General features: G+C 42.8%; 17 protein-coding genes, 17 tRNA genes and 3 rRNA genes. 30 read left to right on the top strand and 7 right to left on the bottom strand.

All coding sequences use genetic code 11. The features are described 5' to 3' along the window. Positions 1–9: 9 nt before the first annotated feature. The 22 genes from PLANO_RS04125 to PLANO_RS04230 all read left to right on the top strand — a co-directional run bounded on the left by PLANO_RS04125 (position 10) and on the right by PLANO_RS04230 (position 9665). Entirely contained in the window at positions 10–876 is an 867-nt protein-coding gene (locus tag PLANO_RS04125; protein WP_038703259.1) for a nucleotidyltransferase-like protein, read from the top strand. A 526-nt stretch (positions 877–1402) separates the two neighbouring features. Next, positions 1403–2952, top strand: a 16S ribosomal RNA gene (locus tag PLANO_RS04130). A gap of 196 nt (positions 2953–3148) precedes the next feature. Further along, positions 3149–6082: ribosomal RNA gene (locus PLANO_RS04135) — 23S ribosomal RNA — on the top strand. 137 nt (positions 6083–6219) lie between these two features. After that, a 5S ribosomal RNA gene (gene rrf, locus PLANO_RS04140) occupies positions 6220–6335 on the top strand. The 16S, 23S and 5S rRNA genes sit together here with 17 tRNA genes alongside, the layout of an rRNA operon. Before the next feature lie 11 nt (positions 6336–6346). Continuing rightward, positions 6347–6421, top strand: a tRNA-Asn gene (locus tag PLANO_RS04145). A gap of 5 nt (positions 6422–6426) precedes the next feature. Next, positions 6427–6516: transfer RNA gene (locus PLANO_RS04150), tRNA-Ser, on the top strand. A gap of 27 nt (positions 6517–6543) precedes the next feature. Beyond that, positions 6544–6618 (top strand) — tRNA-Glu (locus PLANO_RS04155). 7 nt (positions 6619–6625) lie between these two features. Further along, positions 6626–6701 (top strand) — tRNA-Val (locus PLANO_RS04160). A 45-nt stretch (positions 6702–6746) separates the two neighbouring features. Beyond that, positions 6747–6823 (top strand) — tRNA-Met (locus PLANO_RS04165). Between the two features lie 3 nt (positions 6824–6826). Then, positions 6827–6902: transfer RNA gene (locus PLANO_RS04170), tRNA-Asp, on the top strand. 17 nt (positions 6903–6919) lie between these two features. Next, positions 6920–6995 (top strand) — tRNA-Phe (locus tag PLANO_RS04175). Positions 6996–7012: 17 nt separating this feature from the next. Then, positions 7013–7088 (top strand) — tRNA-Thr (locus PLANO_RS04180). A gap of 3 nt (positions 7089–7091) precedes the next feature. After that, positions 7092–7175 (top strand) — tRNA-Tyr (locus PLANO_RS04185). Between the two features lie 6 nt (positions 7176–7181). After that, a tRNA-Trp gene (locus PLANO_RS04190) sits at positions 7182–7255 on the top strand. A 20-nt stretch (positions 7256–7275) separates the two neighbouring features. Next, positions 7276–7351 (top strand) — tRNA-His (locus PLANO_RS04195). A 41-nt stretch (positions 7352–7392) separates the two neighbouring features. Continuing rightward, positions 7393–7468 (top strand) — tRNA-His (locus PLANO_RS04200). Between the two features lie 11 nt (positions 7469–7479). After that, positions 7480–7551: transfer RNA gene (locus PLANO_RS04205), tRNA-Gln, on the top strand. Positions 7552–7558: 7 nt separating this feature from the next. Then, positions 7559–7633, top strand: a tRNA-Gly gene (locus tag PLANO_RS04210). Positions 7634–7639: 6 nt separating this feature from the next. After that, a tRNA-Cys gene (locus PLANO_RS04215) sits at positions 7640–7713 on the top strand. A gap of 9 nt (positions 7714–7722) precedes the next feature. Further along, positions 7723–7806, top strand: a tRNA-Leu gene (locus PLANO_RS04220). 370 nt (positions 7807–8176) lie between these two features. Further along, positions 8177–8260 (top strand) — tRNA-Leu (locus tag PLANO_RS04225). 352 nt (positions 8261–8612) lie between these two features. Further along, complete coding sequence (locus tag PLANO_RS04230) at positions 8613–9665, top strand: C45 family autoproteolytic acyltransferase/hydrolase (RefSeq protein ID WP_038703260.1); 1053 nt, start codon at positions 8613–8615, stop codon at positions 9663–9665. A gap of 39 nt (positions 9666–9704) precedes the next feature. On the opposite strand, the gene PLANO_RS04235 is transcribed toward PLANO_RS04230, so the two are convergent. Together PLANO_RS04235 and PLANO_RS04240 are read right to left on the bottom strand one after the other, a co-directional pair. Next, positions 9705–10748 carry a C45 family autoproteolytic acyltransferase/hydrolase gene (locus tag PLANO_RS04235; RefSeq protein WP_038703261.1) on the bottom strand — a complete coding sequence of 348 codons (1044 nt, stop codon included), beginning with the start codon at positions 10746–10748 and terminating at the stop codon, positions 9705–9707. 174 nt (positions 10749–10922) lie between these two features. Next, the gene (locus PLANO_RS04240; RefSeq protein WP_038703262.1) at positions 10923–11585 is read right to left on the bottom strand and encodes a B3/B4 domain-containing protein; all 663 of its coding nucleotides are present in this window, start codon (positions 11583–11585) and stop codon (positions 10923–10925) included. Positions 11586–11649: 64 nt separating this feature from the next. Here PLANO_RS04240 and queG point away from each other — a divergent pair, with 64 nt between their 5' ends. From queG to PLANO_RS04255, 3 genes are all read left to right on the top strand, one after another. Next, positions 11650–12795 carry a tRNA epoxyqueuosine(34) reductase QueG gene (gene queG, locus PLANO_RS04245; protein ID WP_038703263.1) on the top strand — a complete coding sequence of 382 codons (1146 nt, stop codon included), beginning with the start codon at positions 11650–11652 and terminating at the stop codon, positions 12793–12795. Positions 12796–12804: 9 nt separating this feature from the next. Then, a complete protein-coding gene (gene trmL, locus PLANO_RS04250; protein ID WP_038705372.1) occupies positions 12805–13278 on the top strand; it encodes a tRNA (uridine(34)/cytosine(34)/5-carboxymethylaminomethyluridine(34)-2'-O)-methyltransferase TrmL in 474 nt (157 codons plus the stop codon). A 310-nt stretch (positions 13279–13588) separates the two neighbouring features. Next, complete coding sequence (locus PLANO_RS04255; RefSeq protein ID WP_081976626.1) at positions 13589–13891, top strand: hypothetical protein; 303 nt, start codon at positions 13589–13591, stop codon at positions 13889–13891. A 41-nt stretch (positions 13892–13932) separates the two neighbouring features. Here PLANO_RS04255 and PLANO_RS04260 read toward each other — a convergent pair whose 3' ends face one another. After that, positions 13933–15234, bottom strand: coding sequence for an NCS2 family permease (locus tag PLANO_RS04260; RefSeq protein WP_038703264.1), 1302 nt, complete (start codon positions 15232–15234; stop codon positions 13933–13935). A 151-nt stretch (positions 15235–15385) separates the two neighbouring features. Here PLANO_RS04260 and PLANO_RS04265 point away from each other — a divergent pair, with 151 nt between their 5' ends. After that, positions 15386–16216, top strand: a complete 831-nt coding sequence (locus PLANO_RS04265; RefSeq protein ID WP_038703265.1) for an aldo/keto reductase — start codon at positions 15386–15388, stop codon at positions 16214–16216. 71 nt (positions 16217–16287) lie between these two features. On the opposite strand, the gene PLANO_RS04270 is transcribed toward PLANO_RS04265, so the two are convergent. Genes PLANO_RS04270 through PLANO_RS04280 form a run of 3 tightly spaced genes read right to left on the bottom strand, consistent with a single transcriptional unit; the run spans position 16288 to position 18086 of the window. Then, positions 16288–17133 (bottom strand): RluA family pseudouridine synthase, encoded by an 846-nt coding sequence (locus PLANO_RS04270; RefSeq protein WP_038703266.1) that lies wholly within the window; start codon positions 17131–17133, stop codon positions 16288–16290. 54 nt (positions 17134–17187) lie between these two features. Next, positions 17188–17658 carry a thioredoxin family protein gene (locus PLANO_RS04275; RefSeq protein WP_038703267.1) on the bottom strand — a complete coding sequence of 157 codons (471 nt, stop codon included), beginning with the start codon at positions 17656–17658 and terminating at the stop codon, positions 17188–17190. A gap of 2 nt (positions 17659–17660) precedes the next feature. Further along, a complete protein-coding gene (locus tag PLANO_RS04280) occupies positions 17661–18086 on the bottom strand; it encodes a disulfide oxidoreductase (protein ID WP_038703268.1) in 426 nt (141 codons plus the stop codon). A gap of 132 nt (positions 18087–18218) precedes the next feature. Here PLANO_RS04280 and PLANO_RS04285 point away from each other — a divergent pair, with 132 nt between their 5' ends. From PLANO_RS04285 to PLANO_RS04300, 4 genes are all read left to right on the top strand, one after another. Further along, on the top strand, positions 18219–19763 hold the full coding sequence (locus tag PLANO_RS04285) for a carbon-nitrogen hydrolase family protein (RefSeq protein ID WP_008495983.1): 1545 nt from the start codon (positions 18219–18221) through the stop codon (positions 19761–19763). A 200-nt stretch (positions 19764–19963) separates the two neighbouring features. Beyond that, complete coding sequence (locus tag PLANO_RS04290) at positions 19964–21664, top strand: phospho-sugar mutase (protein ID WP_038703269.1); 1701 nt, start codon at positions 19964–19966, stop codon at positions 21662–21664. Between the two features lie 478 nt (positions 21665–22142). Beyond that, the gene (locus PLANO_RS04295) at positions 22143–23192 is read left to right on the top strand and encodes a GAF domain-containing sensor histidine kinase (protein ID WP_231554773.1); all 1050 of its coding nucleotides are present in this window, start codon (positions 22143–22145) and stop codon (positions 23190–23192) included. Between the two features lie 16 nt (positions 23193–23208). Beyond that, positions 23209–23850 carry a response regulator gene (locus tag PLANO_RS04300; RefSeq protein ID WP_038703271.1) on the top strand — a complete coding sequence of 214 codons (642 nt, stop codon included), beginning with the start codon at positions 23209–23211 and terminating at the stop codon, positions 23848–23850. Between the two features lie 35 nt (positions 23851–23885). Here PLANO_RS04300 and rsgA read toward each other — a convergent pair whose 3' ends face one another. Further along, the gene (gene rsgA / locus PLANO_RS04305; protein ID WP_038703272.1) at positions 23886–24941 is read right to left on the bottom strand and encodes a ribosome small subunit-dependent GTPase A; all 1056 of its coding nucleotides are present in this window, start codon (positions 24939–24941) and stop codon (positions 23886–23888) included. Positions 24942–25264 lie beyond the last annotated feature (323 nt).

A 25264-nucleotide genomic window follows, 5' to 3' on the forward strand; every position in this document is an offset into this window, starting at 1 on the left:
GTGAGAATGGTGGAACAAATACTACGCCCTATTTATCAAGAACGCGCCAGTCAGGAAAGTACACTTGGAGTGATTTTAGTAGAAAAAAGAGAGAAAGTTAGTCAAATAACGGATACTTTTGATTCGATTTTATTGATTATCACGAAAGAAAATGAAACACCAGTGTTTACAAAGCATTACACGTATATGGATAGAAAAGCTGCTATGCATATTGTTACGGAAAAGCAATTACATAAATGGTTGTTGCTTGGCACAAATCGGAAAATTGTCGACTGGCTTTTTTATGGCCGTGTAATTTACGACCGAAACGAATTTATGGAAAAGCTAAAGACCGAACTCAAAGACTATCCTTTCTATGGTCGGAAAATTAAAATGGGTATGGAATTCGCTAAGTTGATTCGACGCTATATGGAAGGAAAATCATTTTTTGAAGAAAAAAACTATATGGATGCCTATCATCATATGGTAGAGTCATTGCATCATTTAGCTCGGTTAGCAGTACTCGAAAACGGACTACCTCCAGAAGTAACCGTGTGGTCTCAAGTAAAGCAGATGGAGCCAGCGATATATAAACTATACGAAGAGTTAATATCGAGTGATGAACCGATTGATAAACGTTTGGAATTATTATTTTTGGCAAGTGAATTTTATATTCATTCACGGACAAAAGATGGAGCTCTTCACATAAGAGAAGTTATGGAAAAACAAAGTAGTTGGACCATCCAAGAATTACACGAACAGGAAGAGTTAAAAAACTATTCTTCTGATCTGGAGGTTTTCATCGAGTTTCTTGTAGAAAAAGACCTCATATCTATTAATGGCGTTACGACCAAGAGTGAAGGCGTCTTTCATCGATACTATTATGTTAAAAATTAAACACGACGTAAATGATGGAAAGAAGCATTATATAGAAGAATTTGATTTAACAGTGAGTCTTTTCAATGAATAGATTTTAAAAAACGTGAAGAGCTGTTGCCAAAAGTCGGCTTATAAGACTTTTGGCAACAGCTTATTATCTGTGTAAATGCTAGAAAAGACGTTGAAGGATAATGATTTCAAAGCTTGTTAAATTAGGTGGTAAAGTTTTTAAGAACTTTTTCGCTTTAATCGTTGACATCTATGAGGGGGGTGTATTATGATAATACATGTCGCTAAGGGGAATTAAGTTTTTTACAATAATAAAAAAGCTTGACTCTTTCATCGAACGATGATAACTTAGAGAAGTTGCTTTTACAGAACGCATACTGAACCTTGAAAACTGAACAGCAAAACGTCAACAAACAGCAACGGTCGCGCAAAACGGCCCGCGCAAAACTTACTGATCAGCATTACGCAGATCAAAGCGAATCGTGCGTCTTCGGACGGCGATACGCCAGCAGTATTGAGCAATCAACACTACTCTATAATGGAGAGTTTGATCCTGGCTCAGGACGAACGCTGGCGGCGTGCCTAATACATGCAAGTCGAGCGGAACATTGGGAGCTTGCTCCCATTGTTTAGCGGCGGACGGGTGAGTAACACGTGGGCAACCTGCCCTGCAGATCGGGATAACTCCGGGAAACCGGTGCTAATACCGAATAGTTTGCGGCCTCTCCTGAGGCTGCACGGAAAGACGGTTTCGGCTGTCACTGCAGGATGGGCCCGCGGCGCATTAGCTAGTTGGTGGGGTAATGGCCTACCAAGGCGACGATGCGTAGCCGACCTGAGAGGGTGATCGGCCACACTGGGACTGAGACACGGCCCAGACTCCTACGGGAGGCAGCAGTAGGGAATCTTCCGCAATGGACGAAAGTCTGACGGAGCAACGCCGCGTGAGTGACGAAGGTTTTCGGATCGTAAAACTCTGTTGTGAGGGAAGAACAAGTACCAACTAACTACTGGTACCTTGACGGTACCTCACCAGAAAGCCACGGCTAACTACGTGCCAGCAGCCGCGGTAATACGTAGGTGGCAAGCGTTGTCCGGAATTATTGGGCGTAAAGCGCGCGCAGGCGGTTCTTTAAGTCTGATGTGAAAGCCCACGGCTCAACCGTGGAGGGTCATTGGAAACTGGAGAACTTGAGTGCAGAAGAGGAAAGTGGAATTCCATGTGTAGCGGTGAAATGCGTAGAGATGTGGAGGAACACCAGTGGCGAAGGCGACTTTCTGGTCTGTAACTGACGCTGAGGCGCGAAAGCGTGGGGAGCAAACAGGATTAGATACCCTGGTAGTCCACGCCGTAAACGATGAGTGCTAAGTGTTAGGGGGTTTCCGCCCCTTAGTGCTGCAGCTAACGCATTAAGCACTCCGCCTGGGGAGTACGGCCGCAAGGCTGAAACTCAAAGGAATTGACGGGGGCCCGCACAAGCGGTGGAGCATGTGGTTTAATTCGAAGCAACGCGAAGAACCTTACCAGGTCTTGACATCCCACTGCCCGGTGTAGAGATACACTTTTCCCTTCGGGGACAGTGGTGACAGGTGGTGCATGGTTGTCGTCAGCTCGTGTCGTGAGATGTTGGGTTAAGTCCCGCAACGAGCGCAACCCTTGATCTTAGTTGCCAGCATTTAGTTGGGCACTCTAAGGTGACTGCCGGTGACAAACCGGAGGAAGGTGGGGATGACGTCAAATCATCATGCCCCTTATGACCTGGGCTACACACGTGCTACAATGGACGGTACAAAGGGTTGCCAACCCGCGAGGGGGAGCCAATCCCATAAAACCGTTCTCAGTTCGGATTGTAGGCTGCAACTCGCCTGCATGAAGCCGGAATCGCTAGTAATCGTGGATCAGCATGCCACGGTGAATACGTTCCCGGGCCTTGTACACACCGCCCGTCACACCACGAGAGTTTGTAACACCCGAAGTCGGTGAGGTAACCCTTGTGGAGCCAGCCGCCGAAGGTGGGACAGATGATTGGGGTGAAGTCGTAACAAGGTAGCCGTATCGGAAGGTGCGGCTGGATCACCTCCTTTCTAAGGATAAATTCGGAACCGAGTTTTCTCGGGGTTGACGTTTTGCGTTCAGTTTTGAAGGTTCACCTTCAGGCGGCAACGCCTTTTTTTGTGACTTTCAACCTTGTTCTTTGAAAACTGGATAAAACGACATTGAAACAAATGCAAGAAATTCAAGTACGCGTGACCATTGGTCACAACTTTTTAATTAACCATTGGTTAAGTTAGAAAGGGCGCACGGTGGATGCCTTGGCACTAGGAGCCGAAGAAGGACGGCACTAACACCGATATGCTTCGGGGAGCTGTAAGTGAGCGATGATCCGGAGATTTCCGAATGGGGGAACCCACTACCTTTAATCGGGTAGTATCCATGTGTGAATCTATAGCACATGAGAAGGCAGACCCAGGGAACTGAAACATCTAAGTACCTGGAGGAAGAGAAAGCAAATGCGATTCCCTGAGTAGCGGCGAGCGAAACGGGATCAGCCCAAACCAAGAGGCTTGCCTCTTGGGGTTGTAGGACACTCTATACGGAGTTACAAAAGGTAGGATTAGGCGAAGCGACCTGGAACGGTCCGCCACAGCGGGTAACAGCCCCGTAGCCGAAAACCCTACCCCTCCAGAGTGGATCCTGAGTACGGCGGAACACGTGAAATTCCGTCGGAATCTGGGAGGACCATCTCCCAAGGCTAAATACTTCCTAGTGACCGATAGTGAACCAGTACCGTGAGGGAAAGGTGAAAAGCACCCCGGAAGGGGAGTGAAATAGATCCTGAAACCGTGTGCCTACAAGTAGTCAAAGCCCGTTAATGGGTGATGGCGTGCCTTTTGTAGAATGAACCGGCGAGTTACGATTACATGCAAGGTTAAGCTGAGAAGGCGGAGCCGCAGCGAAAGCGAGTCTGAATAGGGCGACAGAGTATGTAGTTGTAGACCCGAAACCAGGTGATCTACCCATGTCCAGGGTGAAGGTAAGGTAACACTTACTGGAGGCCCGAACCCACGCACGTTGAAAAGTGCGGGGATGAGGTGTGGGTAGCGGAGAAATTCCAATCGAACCTGGAGATAGCTGGTTCTCTCCGAAATAGCTTTAGGGCTAGCCTCAAGATAGAGAATCCTGGAGGTAGAGCACTGTTTGGACTAGGGGCCCATCCCGGGTTACCGAATTCAGACAAACTCCGAATGCCAGTGATTTATGCTTGGGAGTCAGACTGCGAGTGATAAGATCCGTAGTCAAGAGGGAAACAGCCCAGACCACCAGCTAAGGTCCCCAAATATCCGTTAAGTGGAAAAGGATGTGGCGTTGCTTAGACAACCAGGATGTTGGCTTAGAAGCAGCCATCATTTAAAGAGTGCGTAATAGCTCACTGGTCGAGTGACACTGCGCCGAAAATGTACCGGGGCTAAACGGATTACCGAAGCTGTGGATGGATCTCGTAAGAGATCCGTGGTAGGAGAGCGTTCTAAGGGCGTAGAAGTCAGACCGGAAGGACTGGTGGAGCGCTTAGAAGTGAGAATGCCGGTATGAGTAACGAAAGACGGGTGAGAATCCCGTCCACCGAATGCCTAAGGTTTCCTGAGGAAGGCTCGTCCGCTCAGGGTTAGTCGGGACCTAAGTCGAGGCCGATAGGCGTAGACGATGGACAACAGGTTGATATTCCTGTACCACCTCCCCGCCGTTTGAGCAATGGGGGGACGCAGAAGGATAAGGAGAGCGTGCCGTTGGTTGTGCACGTCCAAGCAGTGAGGCGTGGAATGAGGCAAATCCCATTCCTGATACGTTGAGCTGTGATGGCAAGAGGGTTTACCCTTAGAGTCCCTGATTTCACACTGCCAAGAAAAGCCTCTAGCGAGGCGGGAGGTGCCCGTACCGCAAACCGACACAGGTAGGCGAGAAGAGAATTCTAAGGTGAGCGAGTGAACTCTCGTTAAGGAACTCGGCAAAATGACCCCGTAACTTCGGGAGAAGGGGTGCTCTGGTAGGGTGAATAGCCCGAGAGAGCCGCAGTGAATAGGCCCAGGCGACTGTTTAGCAAAAACACAGGTCTCTGCAAAACCGTAAGGTGACGTATAGGGGCTGACGCCTGCCCGGTGCTGGAAGGTTAAGAGGAGTGCTTAGCGCAAGCGAAGGTGCGAATTGAAGCCCCAGTAAACGGCGGCCGTAACTATAACGGTCCTAAGGTAGCGAAATTCCTTGTCGGGTAAGTTCCGACCCGCACGAAAGGCGTAACGATCTGGGCACTGTCTCAACGAGAGACTCGGTGAAATTATAGTACCTGTGAAGATGCAGGTTACCCGCGACAGGACGGAAAGACCCCGTGGAGCTTTACTGTAGCCTGATATTGAATTTTGGTGCAACTTGTACAGGATAGGTAGGAGCCTGAGATTCCGGAGCGCCAGCTTCGGAGGAGGCGTCAGTGGGATACTACCCTGGTTGTATTGAAATTCTAACCCACAAGCCTGATCGGCTTGGGAGACAGTGTCAGGCGGGCAGTTTGACTGGGGCGGTCGCCTCCTAAAGAGTAACGGAGGCGCCCAAAGGTTCCCTCAGAATGGTTGGAAATCATTCGTAGAGTGTAAAGGCAGAAGGGAGCTTGACTGCGAGACGTACATGTCGAGCAGGGTCGAAAGACGGGCTTAGTGATCCGGTGGTTCCGCATGGAAGGGCCATCGCTCAACGGATAAAAGCTACCCCGGGGATAACAGGCTTATCTCCCCCAAGAGTCCACATCGACGGGGAGGTTTGGCACCTCGATGTCGGCTCATCGCATCCTGGGGCTGTAGTCGGTCCCAAGGGTTGGGCTGTTCGCCCATTAAAGCGGTACGCGAGCTGGGTTCAGAACGTCGTGAGACAGTTCGGTCCCTATCCGTCGCGGGCGCAGGAAATTTGAGAGGAGCTGTCCTTAGTACGAGAGGACCGGGATGGACACACCGCTGGTGTACCAGTTGTTCTGCCAAGGGCATCGCTGGGTAGCTATGTGTGGCCGGGATAAGTGCTGAAAGCATCTAAGCACGAAGCCCCCCTCAAGATGAGATTTCCCATTGCGCAAGCAAGTAAGATCCCTCAAAGACGATGAGGTAGATAGGTTCGAGGTGGAAGCGTGGCGACACGTGCAGCTGACGAATACTAATCGATCGAGGACTTAACCAACAAATTGTAGGCGAAAATCTTGCACGTTCCAATGTCGTTTATCCAGTTTTGAAAGAATAAGAAAAAGTTTTTGAAAAAAAGCTTGAAAATGCCTGTGATATTGGTATAATAAATCTTGTCTTTCAAAATAAATTCAGTCTGGTAATGATGGCAAAGAGGCCACACCCGTTCCCATCCCGAACACGGTAGTTAAGCTCTTTTGCGCCGATGGTAGTTGGGGGTTTCCCCCTGTGAGAGTAGGACGTTGCCAGGCTGATCAATTATTCCGAAGTAGCTCAGTGGTAGAGCACCGCACTGTTAATGCGATGGTCGTAGGTTCGAGTCCTACCTTCGGAGCCAATTATGGAGAGCTGTCCGAGTGGCCGAAGGAGCATGATTGGAAATCATGTAGGCGGGCAACCGTCTCAAGGGTTCGAATCCCTTGCTCTCCGCCAGAAGATCGTTTTCAAAAATATAAGTACGGCCCCTTGGTCAAGCGGTTAAGACACCGCCCTTTCACGGCGGTAACACGGGTTCGAATCCCGTAGGGGTCACCAATTACATGGAGGATTAGCTCAGCTGGGAGAGCATCTGCCTTACAAGCAGAGGGTCGGCGGTTCGATCCCGTCATCCTCCACCATTTCTTAAATACGTAAGTATTGTGAAGTATATGAAATAACATTATCGCGGGGTGGAGCAGTTCGGTAGCTCGTTGGGCTCATAACCCAAAGGTCGCAGGTTCAAATCCTGCCCCCGCAACCAAATGGTCCCGTGGTGTAGCGGTTAACATGCCTGCCTGTCACGCAGGAGATCGCCGGTTCGATCCCGGTCGGGACCGCCATTTTAATTTTTAAAAGTGGGTCAGTAGCTCAGTCGGTAGAGCATTAGATTGAAGCTCTAAGTGTCGGCGGTTCGATTCCGTCCTGACCCACCATTTTTATTAATATTTATGCCGGAGTAGCTCAGTTGGTAGAGCAACTGACTTGTAATCAGTAGGTCGAGGGTTCGACTCCTTTCTCCGGCACCACTAGGTGGGGTAGCGAAGTGGCTAAACGCGGCGGACTGTAAATCCGCTCCTTCGGGTTCGGCAGTTCGAATCTGCCCCCCACCACCAGTTTTTAGGGGCATAGTTTAACGGTAGAACAGAGGTCTCCAACACCTCCGATGTGGGTTCGATTCCTACTGCCCCTGCCAATTTTAAAATTTATATGATGGCGGTCGTGGCGAAGTGGTTAACGCACCGGATTGTGATTCCGGCACTCGGGGGTTCAATTCCCCTCGTCCGCCCCATGTTTTAATTTAATTAAGTAAACTTATAAAATAGTAAAGTGGCGGTCGTGGCGAAGTGGTTAACGCACCGGATTGTGATTCCGGCACTCGGGGGTTCAATTCCCCTCGTCCGCCCCATCTTTTATTAATGGGGTATAGCCAAGCGGTAAGGCAACGGGTTTTGATCCCGTCATGCCCTGGTTCGAATCCAGGTACCCCAGCTTTATTGCGGAAGTAGTTCAGTGGTAGAACGCCACCTTGCCAAGGTGGAGGTCGCGAGTTCGAACCTCGTCTTCCGCTCCATTATTTGGCGGCATAGCCAAGTGGTAAGGCATGGGTCTGCAACACCCTTATCACCGGTTCGAGTCCGGTTGCCGCCTCCATAATAATTTGCCGGCGTGGCGGAATTGGCAGACGCGCGGGACTCAAAATCCCGTTCCTTCACGGGAGTGTCGGTTCGACCCCGACCGCCGGTATCATGAAAGAACCTGCCTGTTCTTTCCAAAACCTCTTAACTGTGAGTATTCATAGTTAAGAGGTTTTTTGTTGTATTGTCATTTATAAAGTCGAGATTAGATCACTATTGATGAAATTAGTTTCAATATGACCGATGGATAATAGAAGGGTAGTGGATTACGATGGCCATTCTTTAAAGAACATTGTTATGAGAAACGTCTTTTTGTTTAAGAGAGAATGTCTCGAACCTGCTGCGAGTTTTGCTCTTAATGTCTATTATGCTATCTCAATCTTATACTTTGCCATTTGAAACTATTTAATACATCAAGAAAGTATTGGCGAGAAAAGTAGGGTGTGCTATAATAAATCTTGTCCGCTAAATCAATACTTGCCGGCGTGGCGGAATTGGCAGACGCGCGGGACTCAAAATCCCGTTCCTTCACGGGAGTGTCGGTTCGACCCCGACCGCCGGTATAATGCAAGTAAAGAATAAAAGTCCTGACTTAATTGTTAGGGCTTTTTTCTTTTTGTTGATAAAGTTATATGATTTCTACATTAACTGCAAAACTAAGAAAAACTCCAAATAGAACGGCAACAGGCCGTGAATAACTAATCTAGAAAAACTGATTTCTATCAAGATGGTTATACCGGGAATGGGGATAATGGGAAGATGTCATAGCCAAGATAATTTCCAATTATTAAAAAGACTGCCATCCATACTTTACTATTCTTAACACATTCCACGCTCGCTTTGACTTTTGAAAGTTTAAGTGAAATTGTGTATGCTGAACTACAATAGATAATTTTCAGTAAAAAGGAGTATTCGATGAGGAAAATCCATAGTGATATTTTAGAATTTAGAGGAAGCCATTATGATTTTGGAGTTAGGCAAGGGGAACTTTTAAAAGACAGCGTGATATTAGAAAATCGGAGAAAGCAGTGGAAAGCAAAAAGGCCGAGGTTTGAAATAAGTGTGCAAGAAACAGAAGAGGTTTTTCGTGAGTTTGCACCAAGAATATGGGATGAACTACTTGGATTGCAAAAAAGTCTTGATTTACCGATGGAAGAAGTGATTCGTGACTTTGGTGGTTACCGTATTGATGCAATGCCATCGGGTTGTTCGATTGTGACTGGGAAAGATTTTATGGTTAGGAATTATGACTTTCACCCGCAAACTTATGAAGGACGCTTTAGTTTGTTCCAACCGACTGATGGGGGTTATGCCATAATCGGACCTACGTCACGGATTATTGGACGAATGGATGGGATGAATGAGAAAGGCTTGGCTATGGGATATAATTTTACACATCGGAAAAAGCCAGGAGATGGCTTTGTTTGTTATTTAATTGGACGTATTATTTTAGAAACGTGTGCTACGGTAAATGAAGCTGTAGAACTTCTGAAAAAAATACCTCATCGTGGATCGTTTAGTTATATTGTGACGGATACTAGTGGCGAAACACGTATTGTCGAAGCAAGCCCACGGGCAGTGGATATTCGTATAGCTAATATTTGTACCAATCATTTCGAAATTCAACAGCTCGAAAATCGCAATTACTTGAAAGACTCGTTTGATCGATTAGAAGCGGTTCAAACTCAAGAACAACAAACAAAAGATGTTGGTAGTGCTTTTCGTTTATTTAATGATACGGACAAAGGTGTATTTTCAACTCTTTATAAAAGTTGGGCTGGAACGATTCATACCTCTGCTTATTTACCAAAAGAAAAAAAGATCTGGTTTGCATTAGGTGGAAATCAACAGCCGGTTATTTTAGATTTTGATAAGTGGTTACAAGGAGAAAATTTGGCTATTCAATCGATACATGGAGCGGTAGATACAGATATTGGTTTTGCACATGTGGATAAACAGTTTGTATAGAATAAAAACAAGAGCCAGCAATTTGCTGACTCTTGTTTTTTATAGTTCGGCCATATGAACAAATGGCAGATGGGTATCTATTTTTCCGTTAATTCGTTTTGCATATAAGCGCTCGCCTTGCAGCCATTTCTCAAAATCTAGCATGAGCGGTAAGCGATCTGGTCCGATAGCAAATCCAACTTTTAAGCTGTGCTGGAAGTAAGAAGCGGTATGAAGAGTGCCTGAAGCTGTACTGTATTTTTTTGAAAAGACCCCTTTGTCAGAGTCATTTAACAGGCGGAAAGCATTATAAGCATCGATTTTTTTATGTTGCTGCAACATCATCTGTTCTCTTCTTCTAGAATCATCAGTTTGGTAGCGGTTTTCTTCAACTAGTAACTCAAAATGGTTGGTGGAAATAGCAGATTCACGCACGACGACAGAACGTGGCGATGCTTCGACTACAACTGATTTTCCTGTACGGTCTAATAGGACATAACTAAAAGAGCGGCGGTGAGGGAGTTCTTCTAGCAATGCTACTGCGTCGTCAATGGTAGCGCAGTTTTCTAATATCAAACGGCCGATCATATTGCAGATGAACCCATCTTCTGAGTTGCGGCGGTTAATGAAATTATAGCCCATGACCAGGCCTTTTTCATTCATCCCATCGGTACGTCCGGTAATTTGCATAGTAGGTCCAATGGTCGCAAATCCTCCATCAGTTGGTTGATACAATGCAAGTCGACCCTCATAGCCTTGAGGTGAACTATCGTAATTGCGTACCATAAATTCGGACTCGGTATAAATTGAGCAGCCGCTCCGTGTATATTCCAAATAATAGCCTCCGAATTCTCGAATCGCCTCATGCATCGACCAGTCAAGAGCGTCTGCTAAGCCGGTGATTTCTTCCCATACTCGGGGGGCTAATGTGACTAATATATTTTTGGCACGTTGTTCGTCTATAATCAAATGGCGGTTAGAAGCTTGTCGTTGTTTTTGGCGATTGGGTAGAATCAATGATTCTTTTAATAATTCTCCTTGCATCCGACCAAAATCGTAATGGCTTCCACGAAACTGGACAATATCACTGTGTACTCGTTTCATGTATGGACCCCTCTTTTACTAATTAATGTAAGAAGAGTTTACTGCATTTTTGAGTAAATAGAAAAGAATATGCCTAAACGGCAAAGTCATTGAAGTTATACATAAGAGTTCTTGGGAAAATAGCATAAAAAGACGAATGCTTATATGTAAGCACCCGTCTTTTTGTTGAGTAAATTAAACTACATAAATCTCAGCGTCTCCGCCGTTAATGCCGGTAAACATATTTGAAGCAGCGGTTAGCAGCTGCAAAGCTGTATCTTTTTCCATAGAAGGACGCAGATAAAAAATATGTACTGCATTTTTTGTCTGTTCTGTAACAGCCGTCCGTTTAGAATCGACATAAGGGCTACCGAACGCACCTTCATCGTCTTTGGATACGAGAATGCCAGTCAATGTATTGGTGCGGTTATTTAAGCCCTCAAAGCGGTCTGTGCTAGTTCCAACCGTGATTTCAATATCACCTGAAATTTTATCAGCATCGTAAAGACCTAGTGGGATTTCGTATTGTAGCGACAAAAAACTATTCATGTCGACAGCAGAATCGACGACTGATAAATAATTTTGCTTTTTAATACGACGATATAATGCTTCAGCAGATGGTCGGTAACGGCTAGGGTCGGCACCTAATGCTTTCCAAATTAGTTGCCATTCGAGCAGTCCAGGAAAATCTGTGAATTCTTTATCTTCCAACTCAAAAAATAATTGTTCCTGAAAAAGTTGCAAACGGCCTTTTAACATTTGAGGTGAATCGGAAACGGTGATATTGTTATAATGAATGACACCAATTTTAAAATCGCCTAGAATTTCGTTTATTTGAGGATCGATTGTCAGCTTCATTGCAATCTTCCTTTCATTAGGGGTTTTTATTATCGTATCATAGAATTGAGTGAGGGGTTACGACATGAATCTTGATCAATTTCAAAAAGAGCTTGTTGCGTATGCCTCGGATATCGGAATTGATAAAATCGGTTTTGCCTCAGCAGAACCTTTTTATAGCTTGAAGCATCAATTGATTCGTCAGCAACAATTAAATTATCAGTCTGGATTTGAAGAGTCAGACGTGGAAAAACGTACGCGACCGGAATTACTATTGAACGAAGCAGTTAGTATTATTGCAATCGCGATCGCCTATCCATCCCGAATGAAGGATGCACCGCAAGGAGTCAAAGGTGCACGGAGAGGAATTTTCTCCCGGTCTTCTTGGGGGAAAGACTATCATGCGGCACTGAGAGAGCGTTTAACGCTATTAGAAGCATTTATCGCTTCACGTTACCCAGAAGCACGAATGCGATCAATGGTGGACACAGGTGAGCTTTCTGACCGTGCAGTAGCAGAACGTGCAGGAATTGGCTGGAGTGCCAAAAACACCAATATTATCACGCCAGAATTTGGTTCATACGTATATCTTGGTGAAATGATTACCAATATTCCATTTCGATTTGATGAGCCAATGGAAGATCAATGCGGCGATTGTCGTCTTTGTATCGATAGCTGTCCAACAGGTGCTATAGTTGAAGCGGGTCAATTAAACGCTCAGCGCTGCATTTCGTTTTTAACGCAAACGAAAGGATTTTTACCAGATGAATTTCGTGGCAAAATCGGCAACCGATTGTATGGCTGCGATACGTGTCAGACGGTTTGTCCAAAAAACAAGCGTAAAGCCAATCAAATTCATGCAGAGTTTGAGCCAGATCCAGAAATTGCGAAACCCTTATTGCTGCCATTGTTAACAATCTCTAATCGTGAGTTTAAAGATAAGTTTGGTTATGTGTCCGGATCGTGGCGAGGCAAAAAACCGATTCAGCGAAATGCTATTTTGGCGTTAGCACATTTTAAAGAAACAGCTGCTATACCTGTTTTGATTCAATTGCTCGACAGTGATGAGAGACCCGTTATTCGAGGAACTGCAGCATGGGCAATTGGCAAAATCGGAACATCCGAAGGGTTAGTTGCTTTACAACAAGCAGAGGAAAATGAAAAAGATAGAGAAGTACAAGAAGAAATTCAAAAAGGATTGGCATTTTTTGCTGAAAGATCGAAAGGATAAGTGACAGATTTGGCTATTCATATTGTGTTGTACCAACCGCTAATACCAGCGAATACAGGAAATATCGCGCGTTCATGCGCAGGGACAGGTGTAAAGTTACATTTAATACGTCCACTAGGTTTTTCAACAGACGATAAAATGTTGAAACGTGCCGGACTTGATTATTGGGAGCATGTCGATATTCATTATTACGATGGATTGCAGGAGTTGTTTGATCGTTACAAAGACGGAGCATTTTATTATATTACGAAATTTGGTGCAAAAACACATACGTCTTATGATTATTCTGATAGAGAAAAAGACCATTTCTTTGTTTTTGGACAAGAAACAAAAGGATTGCCTAAAGAATTGATTGAACAAAACCCAGATCATTGTTTACGTATTCCGATGAATGACAATATCCGTTCGCTCAATTTATCAAATACGGCATCCATTTTAATGTATGAAGCGTTACGCCAACAAGATTACCCTGGCTTAGAATAAAAAAAAGGACAGCGAATTTCGCTGTCCTTTTACACTATTCTCTTTCGTTTGTTCCAGGCTTGTCATCGTATCCAGCAGTAAAAATAGCTACTAAGAACGAAACACAAATACCTAAAATAAGGATTAAGTTCATAAGTATGACCTCCTTGAAATGTGCATCTTTGTTTAGTATAGCTTACAAGCGGGAAAAATGAAATATACAACATGGATTGAAATGTGGATAATTTCTGACGGTCTGTTAAAAATGAAACTTATTTCGTATTCAATCGTATAAAGAAGACAACAACAGTTATAGAAGGGATGAAATAATATGAAAATGAAAATTTCTGTCGCATTGCTTTGGTTTACAGGTTTAGCTGAAGCATTTCTAGCGATTCCATTAATAGGCGGGGGCTTTGTCATTAGTACAGGCTATACAGCTTTAGGCGTGATGTTTGTACTTCATGCCATTACTTTATTCTTTTGCTTCCGCGAATATTCACCAAAAGCAGGTTCAATTCTTGGAGTCATTACAAGTACAATTGCATGGATACCAGGCGTAGGTTGGGTATTCCATTTGATTACGGCAGCAGTGTTATTGCTGTCAGCAACATTTACTAGAAACAGAGTATAACCAAAAAAACCGCCAAATGGCGGTTTTTTTATGTCTACTAATCAATGAGGAGCAATCAATAGTTGAATGGTAAACAAAATGGCAAAGATATAAAGAATAGGATGCACTGATTTTCCTTGTCCTTTGAAAACTTTCATCAACGGATAAGATATAAATCCGAAAGCGATGCCCGTTGCAATACTCGATGTTAAAGGCATCGCAAGGACAATCAGAAATGCAGGAAACGCTTCGTCGAATTTTTCCCATTCAATGTGTTTAACAGAGTCGATCATTAAACTACCAACAATGATTAAAGCGGGTGCTGTGATAGCGGCGACACTTGATAAAGAGCCAACTAAAGGTCCGAAAAATGCTGCGACAATAAACAATATAGCGACTGTTAAACTTGTCAAACCTGTGCGCCCACCAGCTGCAACACCTGCAGAAGATTCAACATAAGCAGAAGTTGGGCTTGTACCAACCATTGCACCAGCTGTAGCTGCGATTGAATCGGCTAACAAAGCTTGGCGCATTCTTGGCATTTTATTGTCTTTCATGAGACCTGCTTGCTTAGCAACTCCGATCATCGTACCTGTGGTGTCAAATAACGTAACGAGTAGAAATGAGAAAACGACACCGTATAGGCCGAACTCAATAACTAATTGAATGGCCTCTACAGGATTCCAAATAAGGATTCCTTCCGGTAAAGAAGGAAGCTTTATTAATCCAGCATCAAATTTTAATTGACCTGTAAAAAAGGCAACTATTCCGGTAATAATCATGCCGTAAAAAATACCGCCGTGAATATTTAAGGACATAAAGATTACGGTAATTAGTAAGCCGAGTAGTGTTAATGCGACTAACGGGGACGTTAAATCACCTAATCCAACCAAGTTAGCATCATTAGCAACTATTAAACCGCTCAGTCTCATACCGATAAAAGCGATAAATAGACCAATTCCTGCTGTGATTGCATGTTTTAAGTTTTCAGGAATGGCTTGGATTAACACTTTTCTTAAAGAAGTTAACGACAATAGGATGAAAATGAGGCCCGCAACAAAAACTGCTGCAAAGGCAGTTACATAGTCGATTGCACCACCTGAACCGAGTACCATTGAAGTGAAATAAGCATTTAAACCCATACCAGGTGCAATGGCGATAGGGTAATTGGCAGCTAACGCCATCCATAAAGTTCCGATTACAGCGGCGATAATCGTTGCTAAAAAAACTTGATCAAATGGTACGCCCGCTGCACCTAAAATGACAGGATTGACGATGACGATATAAGCCATCGTCAGAAAAGTCGTCATACCAGCAGTGATTTCCGTCTTTATCGTAGTATTATTTTCTTTTAAATGAAACATATGTAGCTCCTCCTAAAACACGAACAATTTTAAACAACATGATATATATTATTCGTTCTATTCAAAGAGTGCAAGAACTTCCAACGAAATCCTAAAAGTCGAATTAATCTAATATTATTTGTACAATAGAAAGGAGAAAGGATGATGATGAATGGACCTAACAATCAATTCAACAAAACAATTACATAATGGAGTCGAAATGCCGCGCTTTGGATTAGGTGTCTACAAAATGACTGACAAAGAAGCCGCAGTAGAAGCGATGATTGCAGCTATCGGAGAAGGTTATAAAGCAATTGATACCGCGACAATTTACGATAACGAAGCCGAAGTAGGAGAGGCCGTTCGAAATTCTGGTGTAGAGCGCGAAGACTTATTTATCACGTCAAAAGTTTGGAATACCGATCAAGGTTATGACGAAACATTGAGAGCATTTGAAGCATCATTAAAGCGTCTTGACTTTGATTATTTAGACCTTTATTTGACACATTGGGCAATCGAAGGGAAGTATGTCGATACGTATCGCGCGATACAACGACTTTATGATGAAAAACTAGTTCGTTCAATCGGAGTCTCAAATCACCATGAGCATCATCTAGAGAAAATTTTAGCAACGGCTAATACAAAACCAATGGTCAATCAAATTGAGTTGCATCCACAATTAACGCAAGTTCCGTTACGTAATTTTTGTGAGGAAAATGACATTGCTATTACTTCATGGTCACCACTTGCAAGAGGTCGTCTATTAGAAGACCCAGTGATATCAGAAATTGCCAAACAACACAATAAATCAATTGCACAAGTGATTATTCGTTGGCATTTACAAAGTGGTTTAATTGTTATTCCAAAATCTGTAAAACCTTCACGTATTCAAGAAAATGCGCACGTATTTGATTTTTCATTATCGCAAGAAGAAATGAAAATGATTGATGAGTTAAACCAAGATTGGCGAAGCGGAACAAATCCGGATGACATTAAGGTATAAAAGATAAGCTACTTAGGTAGCTGAAATCAAAAAGAACGAAGAAAAGGAAATCCTTTTCTTCGTTCTTTTTATTATCTTGCAGTATCTTCAACCACTACTTTTTCATTAGTGAACGGGTGGATGAATGACATACGGAATGCATGTAAGTGATAGGCACCATCTTGTGTAGGCGGTCCATCGTATAATGTGTCTCCAACAATCGGGTGTCCGATATGAGAAAGATGTGTACGAATTTGGTGAGTGCGACCTGTTTCAAGTGTTAAGTGAAGCAAAGATTTGCCTTCCATTAACTTTAACACGCGGTAATGCGTGACAGCGCTTTGGCCCGTTTGTGAAACCATGCGACGTGTCGGGTGATGACGATCGCGGCCAATTGCAAAATCAATTGTGCCAGATTTATTATGAACTTTACCTTTAACGACAGCTTCATAATCACGAACCAATTGTTTTTGTTCTAACATGCGATCCAATACATTTTTTGCAACAGGGTGTTTAGCAACCATCAATAAACCAGAAGTTCCTTGATCTAAGCGGTGTACATGCTCGCCATATGATCCACCATTGCGGATAATGTGGCCAAGAACGGCATTGATAAACGTATCTGTTTGGCCGACTTCGTTCGGGTGTGTCGCCATACCTTTTGGTTTACGAGCCACGATAAAATGATCGTCTTCAAAAAGTACCGGTAGCTCGACATCGTGTTTAGGTTCGTAAGGTGAATCTGCGGGTGGCAAGTCAAATTGCAAGACAGTTCCTTTTGGCAATGGTTCTTTCCAAATGACTTCTTGGAATTTGTCATTTTTTACGCTTTTGGCCATACGCATTTGGTGAACTACTTTTTTTCCAAGGCCCCATTCAGTTCTTAGTAATTCTTCTACGGTCATACCTTCGTCTTTAATTTCGTAACTCCACGTCATTCGGTTTCCTCCAAAAAAAAGGATCATGCGCAAGGCACATGATCCTTTTGTCAGTTATTTTTTAACTACATCATTGAAAAATAGTTCAATATTTTCTTTCGGCTGTGCGCCGACCCAACGCGAAACTTCTTTACCATCTTCATAATGAACCAAAGTTGGCGTTGCTTCAATCTGGTATGGTGCAGCTTCTTCTTCATACTCTAACAGATTATACTGCAAAACGTCTACATCCATGTCTTCTGCCACTGGCATTAAAATAGGCGTCGTTTGCTGGCAATAGCTACATAATGGGCTGTAAAAATACACAGTTGTCGGCTCGCCGCTTGCAATTTCTTTTTCTAAGTCCGCTGGTAAGACAATGTTTTGATAATTCTCGTCATCTAGTTGATCAATAGTTGCTTGGTTCAAATCTTCTGTATCATAAGGATTATTCGCCAATTTTTCATCGTTTGCTTGGTTAGTTAATAAAATAATTCCGACGAAAACGATTACGACGATTCCAGCGATGATTAATAATTTCTTCATTTTTACTTTTCCTCCTTAAGGGTTTTCAATAAATAAATGCTCATTCCTGCGATTAAAATAAATGCGGTAAGCGCTAGTAAAGGAATGGTAATAAAGCCGAAGACATTGATGTATTCTCCAGTGCACGGAACAAGTCCGCAAGAAGGTGCAGCATCTGCTAAAAAATCGAGCTTTTGCAAGCTATAGTGGTAAATGGAAATTCCGCCACCAATAACTGAAAAAACCAATGCAGTCGTTGCAATTCGAACATTTTTCTGTACAAAAGCGATACCTAGAACAATAACTAGTGGATACATGAAAATACGTTGAATCCAGCAAAGTTCACATGGAGCATAATCGCGAATTTCAGAAAAATAAAGTGAACCTGCCGTAGCAACGAGCGCTACAATCCACATGGACAGCAAAATATTTTCCTGGCGTTTGGTCATTTTGTAGTCCCTCTTTTCAAAAATTGTTTCCATAGAATTATAATTGTAATCAAGAGACATGTAAAATAATATCAACCTGAGCGACTATCCGATATAATAAAGTATGAAACTTTTGTGAAGGAGAGCTGTGCTGTGTCAGAACAATTTGATCTATCCCATTTTGAAAAAAGCATGATCATTCGTGAAATGACTTATGCCGATATAAACCCCATCTTGGAAATGCAGCGATTATGCTTTCCCGGTATGGATCCATGGAAAGAAGAACAATTAAGAAGCCATTTAGGCGTCTTTCCACAAGGTCAGCTCGTAGCTGAGTTAGATGGAACAGTTATTGGTTCATGTTCGAGTTTGCTTATTAACTTTGATGAATACGATGACCGCCATACATGGGACGATGTGACAGATGCTGGTTACATAACAAATCACAATCCCGATGGTTACAATATGTACGGAATTGAAGTAATGGTGCATCCAGAATATCGCCGGATGAAAGTCGGACAGCGTTTATACGAAGCCCGTAAAGAGCTAGCGCGCGAGTTAAACTTAAAATCGATTATTATTGGTGGGCGCATTCCAAATTATCATAAACATGCAGATGAAATGTCTCCACGTGAATATGTAGATTCTGTTTCCCGGCATAAGATTTACGATCCTGTTTTAACCTTCCAATTAATGAATAACTTCCAATTGATGCGCATTAACCCGAACTATTTACAGGACGATGTAGCATCAGGCAAATATGCGACCTTAATGGAATGGAACAACGTTGATTACAAACCGATTTCCAAGCGTCACTTTAAAACGAGTTTGCCGGTTCGTATTTGTGTCGTGCAGTATTTAATGCGTGCGATTACGTCATTCGATGACTTAGCTAACCAGGTAGAATATTTTGTAGATGTTGCATCAGATGCACATTCAGACTTTGTTGTATTCCCTGAAATTTTTACTACGCAGTTAATGTCGTTCTTAAACGAGCCATCACCAAGTCAAGCTGTTCGTAAACTAACAGAGTATACACCACAATATATCGAGTTGTTTACTGACTTAGCAGTTCGCTATAATATCAATATTATCGGCGGTTCTCATTTTGTTAAAGAAGAAGACGATGAAATTTACAACATTGCTTATTTATTCCGTCGCGACGGTTCGATTGACAAGCAATACAAAATTCATATTACGCCAAACGAACGTAAATGGTGGGGCATTTCTGCAGGAGATTCGGTTCGCGTATTCGATACAGATTGCGGGAAAATCGCCATTCAAATTTGCTATGATATTGAATTCCCAGAACTAGCACGCATTGCGACAGATATGGGCGCCAACATTATTTTTACGCCATTCTGTACAGAAGATCGTCAAGGCTATTTACGTGTTCGTTATTGTGCACAAGCACGTGCTGTGGAAAATCAAATTTACACAGTCATTTCTGGTACGGTCGGAAACTTGCCACAAACTGAAAATATGGATATTCAATATGCTCAGTCCGGTATTTTTGCACCATCAGATTTTGAATTTGCACGTGATGGCATTGTTGGGGAAACCAATCCAAATCTGGAAATGGTGTTAATTGGCGATGTCGATTTAGAAATCTTGCGTCGTCAACGTCAAAACGGTACGGTTAAGCAATTAAAAGACCGTCGCCATGATGTTTATCGTGTAGAATACAAAAAGGACTAAAACATCCGCTCCCAGAAATGGGAGCGGTTTTTCTGTGGGAAATTTGATAAACTAGAGTTTATCTTAAAAAAGCACTTTTACACCTTAATCGAGCCGTTTACCGTCCGGTTTATGAAGGAAAGTACATGCTTTATGTAGAATGTTAGTAATAAGCCAGAAAGATTAGTCCAACGACTAACAATATGAATGGAGGAATAGTTATGTCATGGAAAGAACGTATTCAACGTTGGTTAGACCATACATCTCTTGATGAAGAAACACGTCAATCTTTGAATGTTTTAAAAGAAGATGAAAAAACAGCAGAAGATGCCTTTTATCAAGACTTAGTTTTCGGTACTGGAGGAATGCGTGGTGAAATTGGACCTGGTACAAACCGAATGAATGTTTATACGGTCCGAAAAGCTTCGCAAGGAATCGCTGATTACATAAAAGAAAATGGAGAACTGGCAATGTCTCGCGGGATGGTTATTGCTTATGACAGTCGCCGTATGTCTCCAGAGTTTGCAGAAGAAGCAGCACGAACCTTTGCAGTAAATGGCATTCACACGTATTTATATAGTGGGCCTCGAACAACGCCACAGTTGTCGTTTAGTGTTCGTTATTTAAATGCATTTATGGGAATTGTTATTACCGCAAGTCACAATCCACCGGAATACAATGGCTATAAAGTATACGGTGAAGATGGTGCTCAATTAAATCTTGAAGATGCAGATCGTGTTATTGACTATGTAGGCCGTGTTGAAGATGAATTATCTATTGTGAACAATCAATTCGACAATTCATTACTTGTTCGAATTGATGAAAAATTAGATGAAGCCTATCTTAGCAATGCATTAACAGTGCAAGAACATTCAGCAAGTCCGATTCAAGCCGTCTTTACACCACTTCATGGTGCATCGGGTGCAACGGTCAAACGCCTACTCGACAAAGCAGGTTATGACCAAATTACTTATGTAACAGAACAAATGCAACCAGATGGAGAATTCCCAACGGTCACTTCTCCAAATCCCGAAGAAGGTTCTGCCTTTGAATTAGCCAAAGAATATGGCAAGAAATCAGGAGCAGACTTGCTGATTGCAGTTGATCCGGATGGAGACCGCGTTGGAATTGCTGTTTGGAGTGGTAGCCATTATGAATTATTGAGTGGAAACCAAACTGGCGCTATTTTAATCGAGTACTTATTAAGCCAAAAACAACAAAAAGGTACACTTCCTGAAAACGGTCGTATTTTTAAAACCATCGTTACGTCGGAATTTGGTCGCGTCGTCGCAGAGTCTTACGGCGTAAGTTCTGAGGATGTTTTAACCGGCTTTAAATTTATTGGGGAAAAATTAAAACATAATGATGAGAATCCAAAATTCAAGTTTTTATTCGGCTATGAAGAAAGTTACGGCTATTTGATCCGTGATTTCGCACGGGATAAAGACGCAGTACAATCCGTGTTACTGCTTGTTGAAGCTGCAGCGTTTTACAAAAAGCAAGGTAAAAATCTGCATGACGTCTTAATCGAATTGTATAATAAATTCGGATGGTACCGTGAATCACTCGTATCTATTACAAAAAAAGGCATCGATGGAGCACGCGAAATTTCCGCATTGCTTGAAAACTTGCGTAAACAGCCAGTAGAAGCAATTGCTGGAATTCCAGTTGTTTCTATAGAAGATTATGAAACACAAAACCGCAGCTTTGTTGCGTTAGGCACTAATGAAAAAATCGAATTACCTCAATCTAACGTAATCAAGTATTTCTTAGAAGATGGCTCGTGGGTTTGTGTACGTCCAAGTGGTACGGAACCGAAAGTAAAATATTATTTCGGTATTACTGCCGAAACGCAACAAGAAAGCGATGAAAAAATGGAGTTGCTGAAAGAATCATTTGTCGAAGAAGTCAATAATCGTTAAAGAGCAAAGCCCCCTCATAAAGGGGGCTTTTGTTTTCTTGTTTACATCGTTATCACCAGTCTGTCTTGTGCCCATCGAATCGATCCGGCTGCTTGCGCTTTTCTATGTCTAGACTCTAGCGCCCAGCTCTTTGGGTCATAAGTCAGTCCGACTGTGCGGCAAAAGACGCCGCTTCGCCGGTCTGCCTTATGCCCGGCAGAGCTACACGGGCGCTACCGATTTTCTTTGTCCAGGCTCCAGCAGCCAGATTCTAGGGTCATAAGCCACTCTGGCTGTGTGGCAAAGAACGCCACTTCGCCAGTGCGTCTTATGCCCGTCGAATCTACATGGCTGCTTGCGCTTTTCTAAGACAAAAGTACGAGTGAGCTTTTTTGTGGTAACGTGTATGGTTAAATTAGGTTGAGTGAGGTGAACAGTTGTGGAAGAACCTTCTAATGTAACGTTATTAAAAGAAATTGCAGAATTATTGAACGAAGAAATGGATATGTCTCGTATGCTTGATGGGGCTATACGAAAATTACTAAGTGGCTCTACTTTTGAAACGGCTTGGATTTTCTTTATTAATGAAAAAGGAAAACATCAATTGGTGGCGCATGCAAATTTGCCAACAGCGTTGGAAGATAATGATTGTCGACATTTGCAAAAAGGTGGGTGCTGGTGCGTCAAACGTTACCATGACGGTGATCTTGAAAAGGCATCCAATATTATCGCGTGCCAACGAATTGAAAATGCTATGCCAGAAAATACACGTCCTGAAGGCAATATCACACATCATGCGACAGTACCTTTACAATCAGGTGAAGAAAAGTTCGGGCTATTGAATATTGCAGCACCAGATACCATCGGTTTTTCAAAAGATGAACTGGCTTTATTGGAGTCGGTCGCTTTTCAAATCGGTTCGGCGATCAAGCGAATTGGTTTAACTAAGCAAGAACAAGAATTGGCACTAGTAAAAGAGCGCAACCGACTAGCGAGAGATCTTCATGACTCGGTCAATCAATTGCTGTTTTCTGTAACCTTGACTGCACGTGGCGGAGTTGAGATGTCTGAAGATGTGGCTGTTCAAAGTACGTTTCGTGATATTCAACATTTAACGCAGGAAGCTTTAAATGAAATGAGGGCATTGATTTGGCAGTTGCGTCCAAAAGGACTTGAAAGTGGCTTGCTTGAGGCGATTAAAGGATACGGAGAAATGCTTGGGATAACAGTAGAAACAAAAGTGACGGGAGTAATTCAATTGCCTTCTCGTATTGAAGAAACCCTATTTCGTATTGCACAAGAGTCTTTAAACAATGTTCGCAAACATGCAGGTGTCAACAAAGTTGAGTTGTATTTATCAGTGACAGCAACCGATGTATTATTGGTTTTAAAAGATGAAGGTCGGGGATTTGCATTTGATCTTAGTATAAATTTGCCTTCTATCGGAATTCAAAGTATACAAGACCGAGCAAAAGCAGAAGGTGGTACAGCTGATTGGTCGAGTGAAATTGGCAAAGGAACAGAAATTTTAGTGCGGATTCCGTATTGATAGAGAGGTGTAGATCATGGTGAAAGTGTTAATTGCAGACGACCATCACGTCGTCAGAAGAGGGTTGCTGTTCTTTTTAAAAACACAAAAAGATATTGAAGTAGTAGGAGAAGCGGTAAATGGGAAAGAAGCTGTGGAAATGGCAGCGACTCTTCAGCCAGATATTGTGTTAATGGATTTGGTAATGCCTGTTATGGATGGTATCGAAGCTACACGAATGATCAAAAACCAATTTCCGCATATAATTGTGTTGATGTTGACTAGTTTTTCTGATCAAGACCACGTAGTGCCAGCAATAGAAGCAGGCGCAGCAGGTTACCAATTAAAAGACATCGAGCCCGATGAGTTGGTGGCCTCTTTACGCAGCTTGATGCGTGGCGAAAACACGCTTCATCCGAAAGCTTCATCAGAACTTCTAAAAGCTCCAACTGAACCAGCTCCACATACCATTAATCAGCTGACTCCACGAGAACAAGAAGTACTAGCTGAATTGACAAAAGGTAAAAGTAACCGTGAGATCGCATCTGCATTGTTTGTAACGGAAAAAACAGTGAAGACCCATATTTCCAACATCTTTATCAAATTAGCTGTACAAGACCGGACGCAAGCAGCATTGTATGCAGTAAAACACGGACTCACAGAAGTGGGGCGCAATTAAAAAGAGTGCAACGGAATTTTCCGTCGCACTCTTTTTTAACGTTTTTTCACAGGACGTTTACGGTAATCTTTGGTTAATTGCTTCCATTTATTTCGTTCTGCTTTTTGGGCAGCGGCATCGCTTTTTCGTTCGATATGAGCGAGTTCTCGTTTGAGTTTTAAATAACTTTGGTAACGTGCTGTGTCTAATTCTCCATCTCGGAGGGCTTCTTGAACGCGACAGTCTGGTTCATCATGGTGAGAACAATCGCGAAAACGACATGAAAGAGCCAACTCTACTACATCATTAAAACCGACCTCTACTCCTTCTGAGTAATCACCAAGCTGAAATTCACGCATTCCCGGTGTATCAATCATCAATCCGCCTTCAGGCAGTAAAATCAATTCACGATGAGTAGTCGTATGACGGCCTTTGCTGTCATCTTCTCTTATAGTTTGTACCATCATCTTGTTACTGCCAGACAAAGCATTGATTAGTGATGACTTTCCAACACCAGAAGAACCCAATAAAGCACCTGTTTTTGAACCGGACAAATGATTTTGTAACTCGTTAATTCCTTCTTTCGTAACGGCAGACACTGCAACAACTGGAACTCCAAAAGCGACGCTTTCCACTTGTTGCATAAACGGCTCCATCTCTAGGCATTGATCTTTTTTAGTTAAGACAATGATCGGGTTAGCACCTGAATCCCATGCTGCCAATAAATAACGTTCCAAACGGCGAATATTAAAATCGTCGTTTAGCGACATGACCAGAAAGACCAAGTCAACGTTGACTGCAATCAATTGGATATCTGCTGTTTCGCCCGCTCCTTTTCTAGAAAACTGTGAAGTGCGAGGGAGGACTTGGTGGATAATGCCTTTTTCTTCACCGGGCATTTGTTCAACTACGACCCAATCGCCAACACAAGGAAATTCGATTCCACTATGCTGATGTCTGTATTTTCCTGATAACGAACAAAGCCATTCGCCGTGATTTGTTACGACACGGTATATATTTTTATGTTCAAGTGTGACACGGCCTGGCGTACTAAAAGTTGTTATTTTTTCTTGCCACCTAGAATTCCAGCCATATTGTTCAATTTTCGTCAATGTTATTTCCTCCTAATTATGCAAAATAAAAAACCACGGATGTGCGCAATTCGCAGTCCATGGTCTCCAGGCATAATGGAAGAAGCGTATCGTTAACGATACACAGAAGGAGACACTATAAACTGGAATTGCGTATTCAAAAATAAAATAGCCATAATGCCTCACCTCTTTCGTCAAGTTAAGTTAACGATAAATCAGTTTCCATTTTTCGTCAAGATAAAAATTAGATAATTACAAAATATTTTACTTCAACTTGCATTCAATAAATGACAACGCTAACATTAAGTAACTACTCTAACTAGATAAAAGTGGCAATACCTACT

Source organism: Planococcus sp. PAMC 21323 (genome assembly GCF_000785555.1).
Taxonomy (GTDB): domain Bacteria; phylum Bacillota; class Bacilli; order Bacillales_A; family Planococcaceae; genus Planococcus.

What these genes read in the sequence shown, in the direction of transcription:
- PLANO_RS04230 (WP_038703260.1), top strand. Translation starts at nt 8,613, where the DNA reads ATGAGGAAAATCCATAGTGATATTTTAGAATTTAGAGGAAGCCATTAT.
- PLANO_RS04235 (WP_038703261.1), bottom strand. Translation starts at nt 10,748, where the DNA reads ATGAAACGAGTACACAGTGATATTGTCCAGTTTCGTGGAAGCCATTAC.
- PLANO_RS04240 (WP_038703262.1), bottom strand. Translation starts at nt 11,585, where the DNA reads ATGAAGCTGACAATCGATCCTCAAATAAACGAAATTCTAGGCGATTTT.
- queG (WP_038703263.1), top strand. Translation starts at nt 11,650, where the DNA reads ATGAATCTTGATCAATTTCAAAAAGAGCTTGTTGCGTATGCCTCGGAT.
- PLANO_RS04255 (WP_081976626.1), top strand. Translation starts at nt 13,589, where the DNA reads ATGAAAATGAAAATTTCTGTCGCATTGCTTTGGTTTACAGGTTTAGCT.
- PLANO_RS04260 (WP_038703264.1), bottom strand. Translation starts at nt 15,234, where the DNA reads ATGTTTCATTTAAAAGAAAATAATACTACGATAAAGACGGAAATCACT.
- PLANO_RS04265 (WP_038703265.1), top strand. Translation starts at nt 15,386, where the DNA reads ATGGACCTAACAATCAATTCAACAAAACAATTACATAATGGAGTCGAA.
- PLANO_RS04270 (WP_038703266.1), bottom strand. Translation starts at nt 17,133, where the DNA reads ATGACGTGGAGTTACGAAATTAAAGACGAAGGTATGACCGTAGAAGAA.
- PLANO_RS04275 (WP_038703267.1), bottom strand. Translation starts at nt 17,658, where the DNA reads ATGAAGAAATTATTAATCATCGCTGGAATCGTCGTAATCGTTTTCGTC.
- PLANO_RS04280 (WP_038703268.1), bottom strand. Translation starts at nt 18,086, where the DNA reads ATGACCAAACGCCAGGAAAATATTTTGCTGTCCATGTGGATTGTAGCG.
- PLANO_RS04290 (WP_038703269.1), top strand. Translation starts at nt 19,964, where the DNA reads ATGTCATGGAAAGAACGTATTCAACGTTGGTTAGACCATACATCTCTT.
- PLANO_RS04295 (WP_231554773.1), top strand. Translation starts at nt 22,143, where the DNA reads ATGGATATGTCTCGTATGCTTGATGGGGCTATACGAAAATTACTAAGT.
- PLANO_RS04300 (WP_038703271.1), top strand. Translation starts at nt 23,209, where the DNA reads ATGGTGAAAGTGTTAATTGCAGACGACCATCACGTCGTCAGAAGAGGG.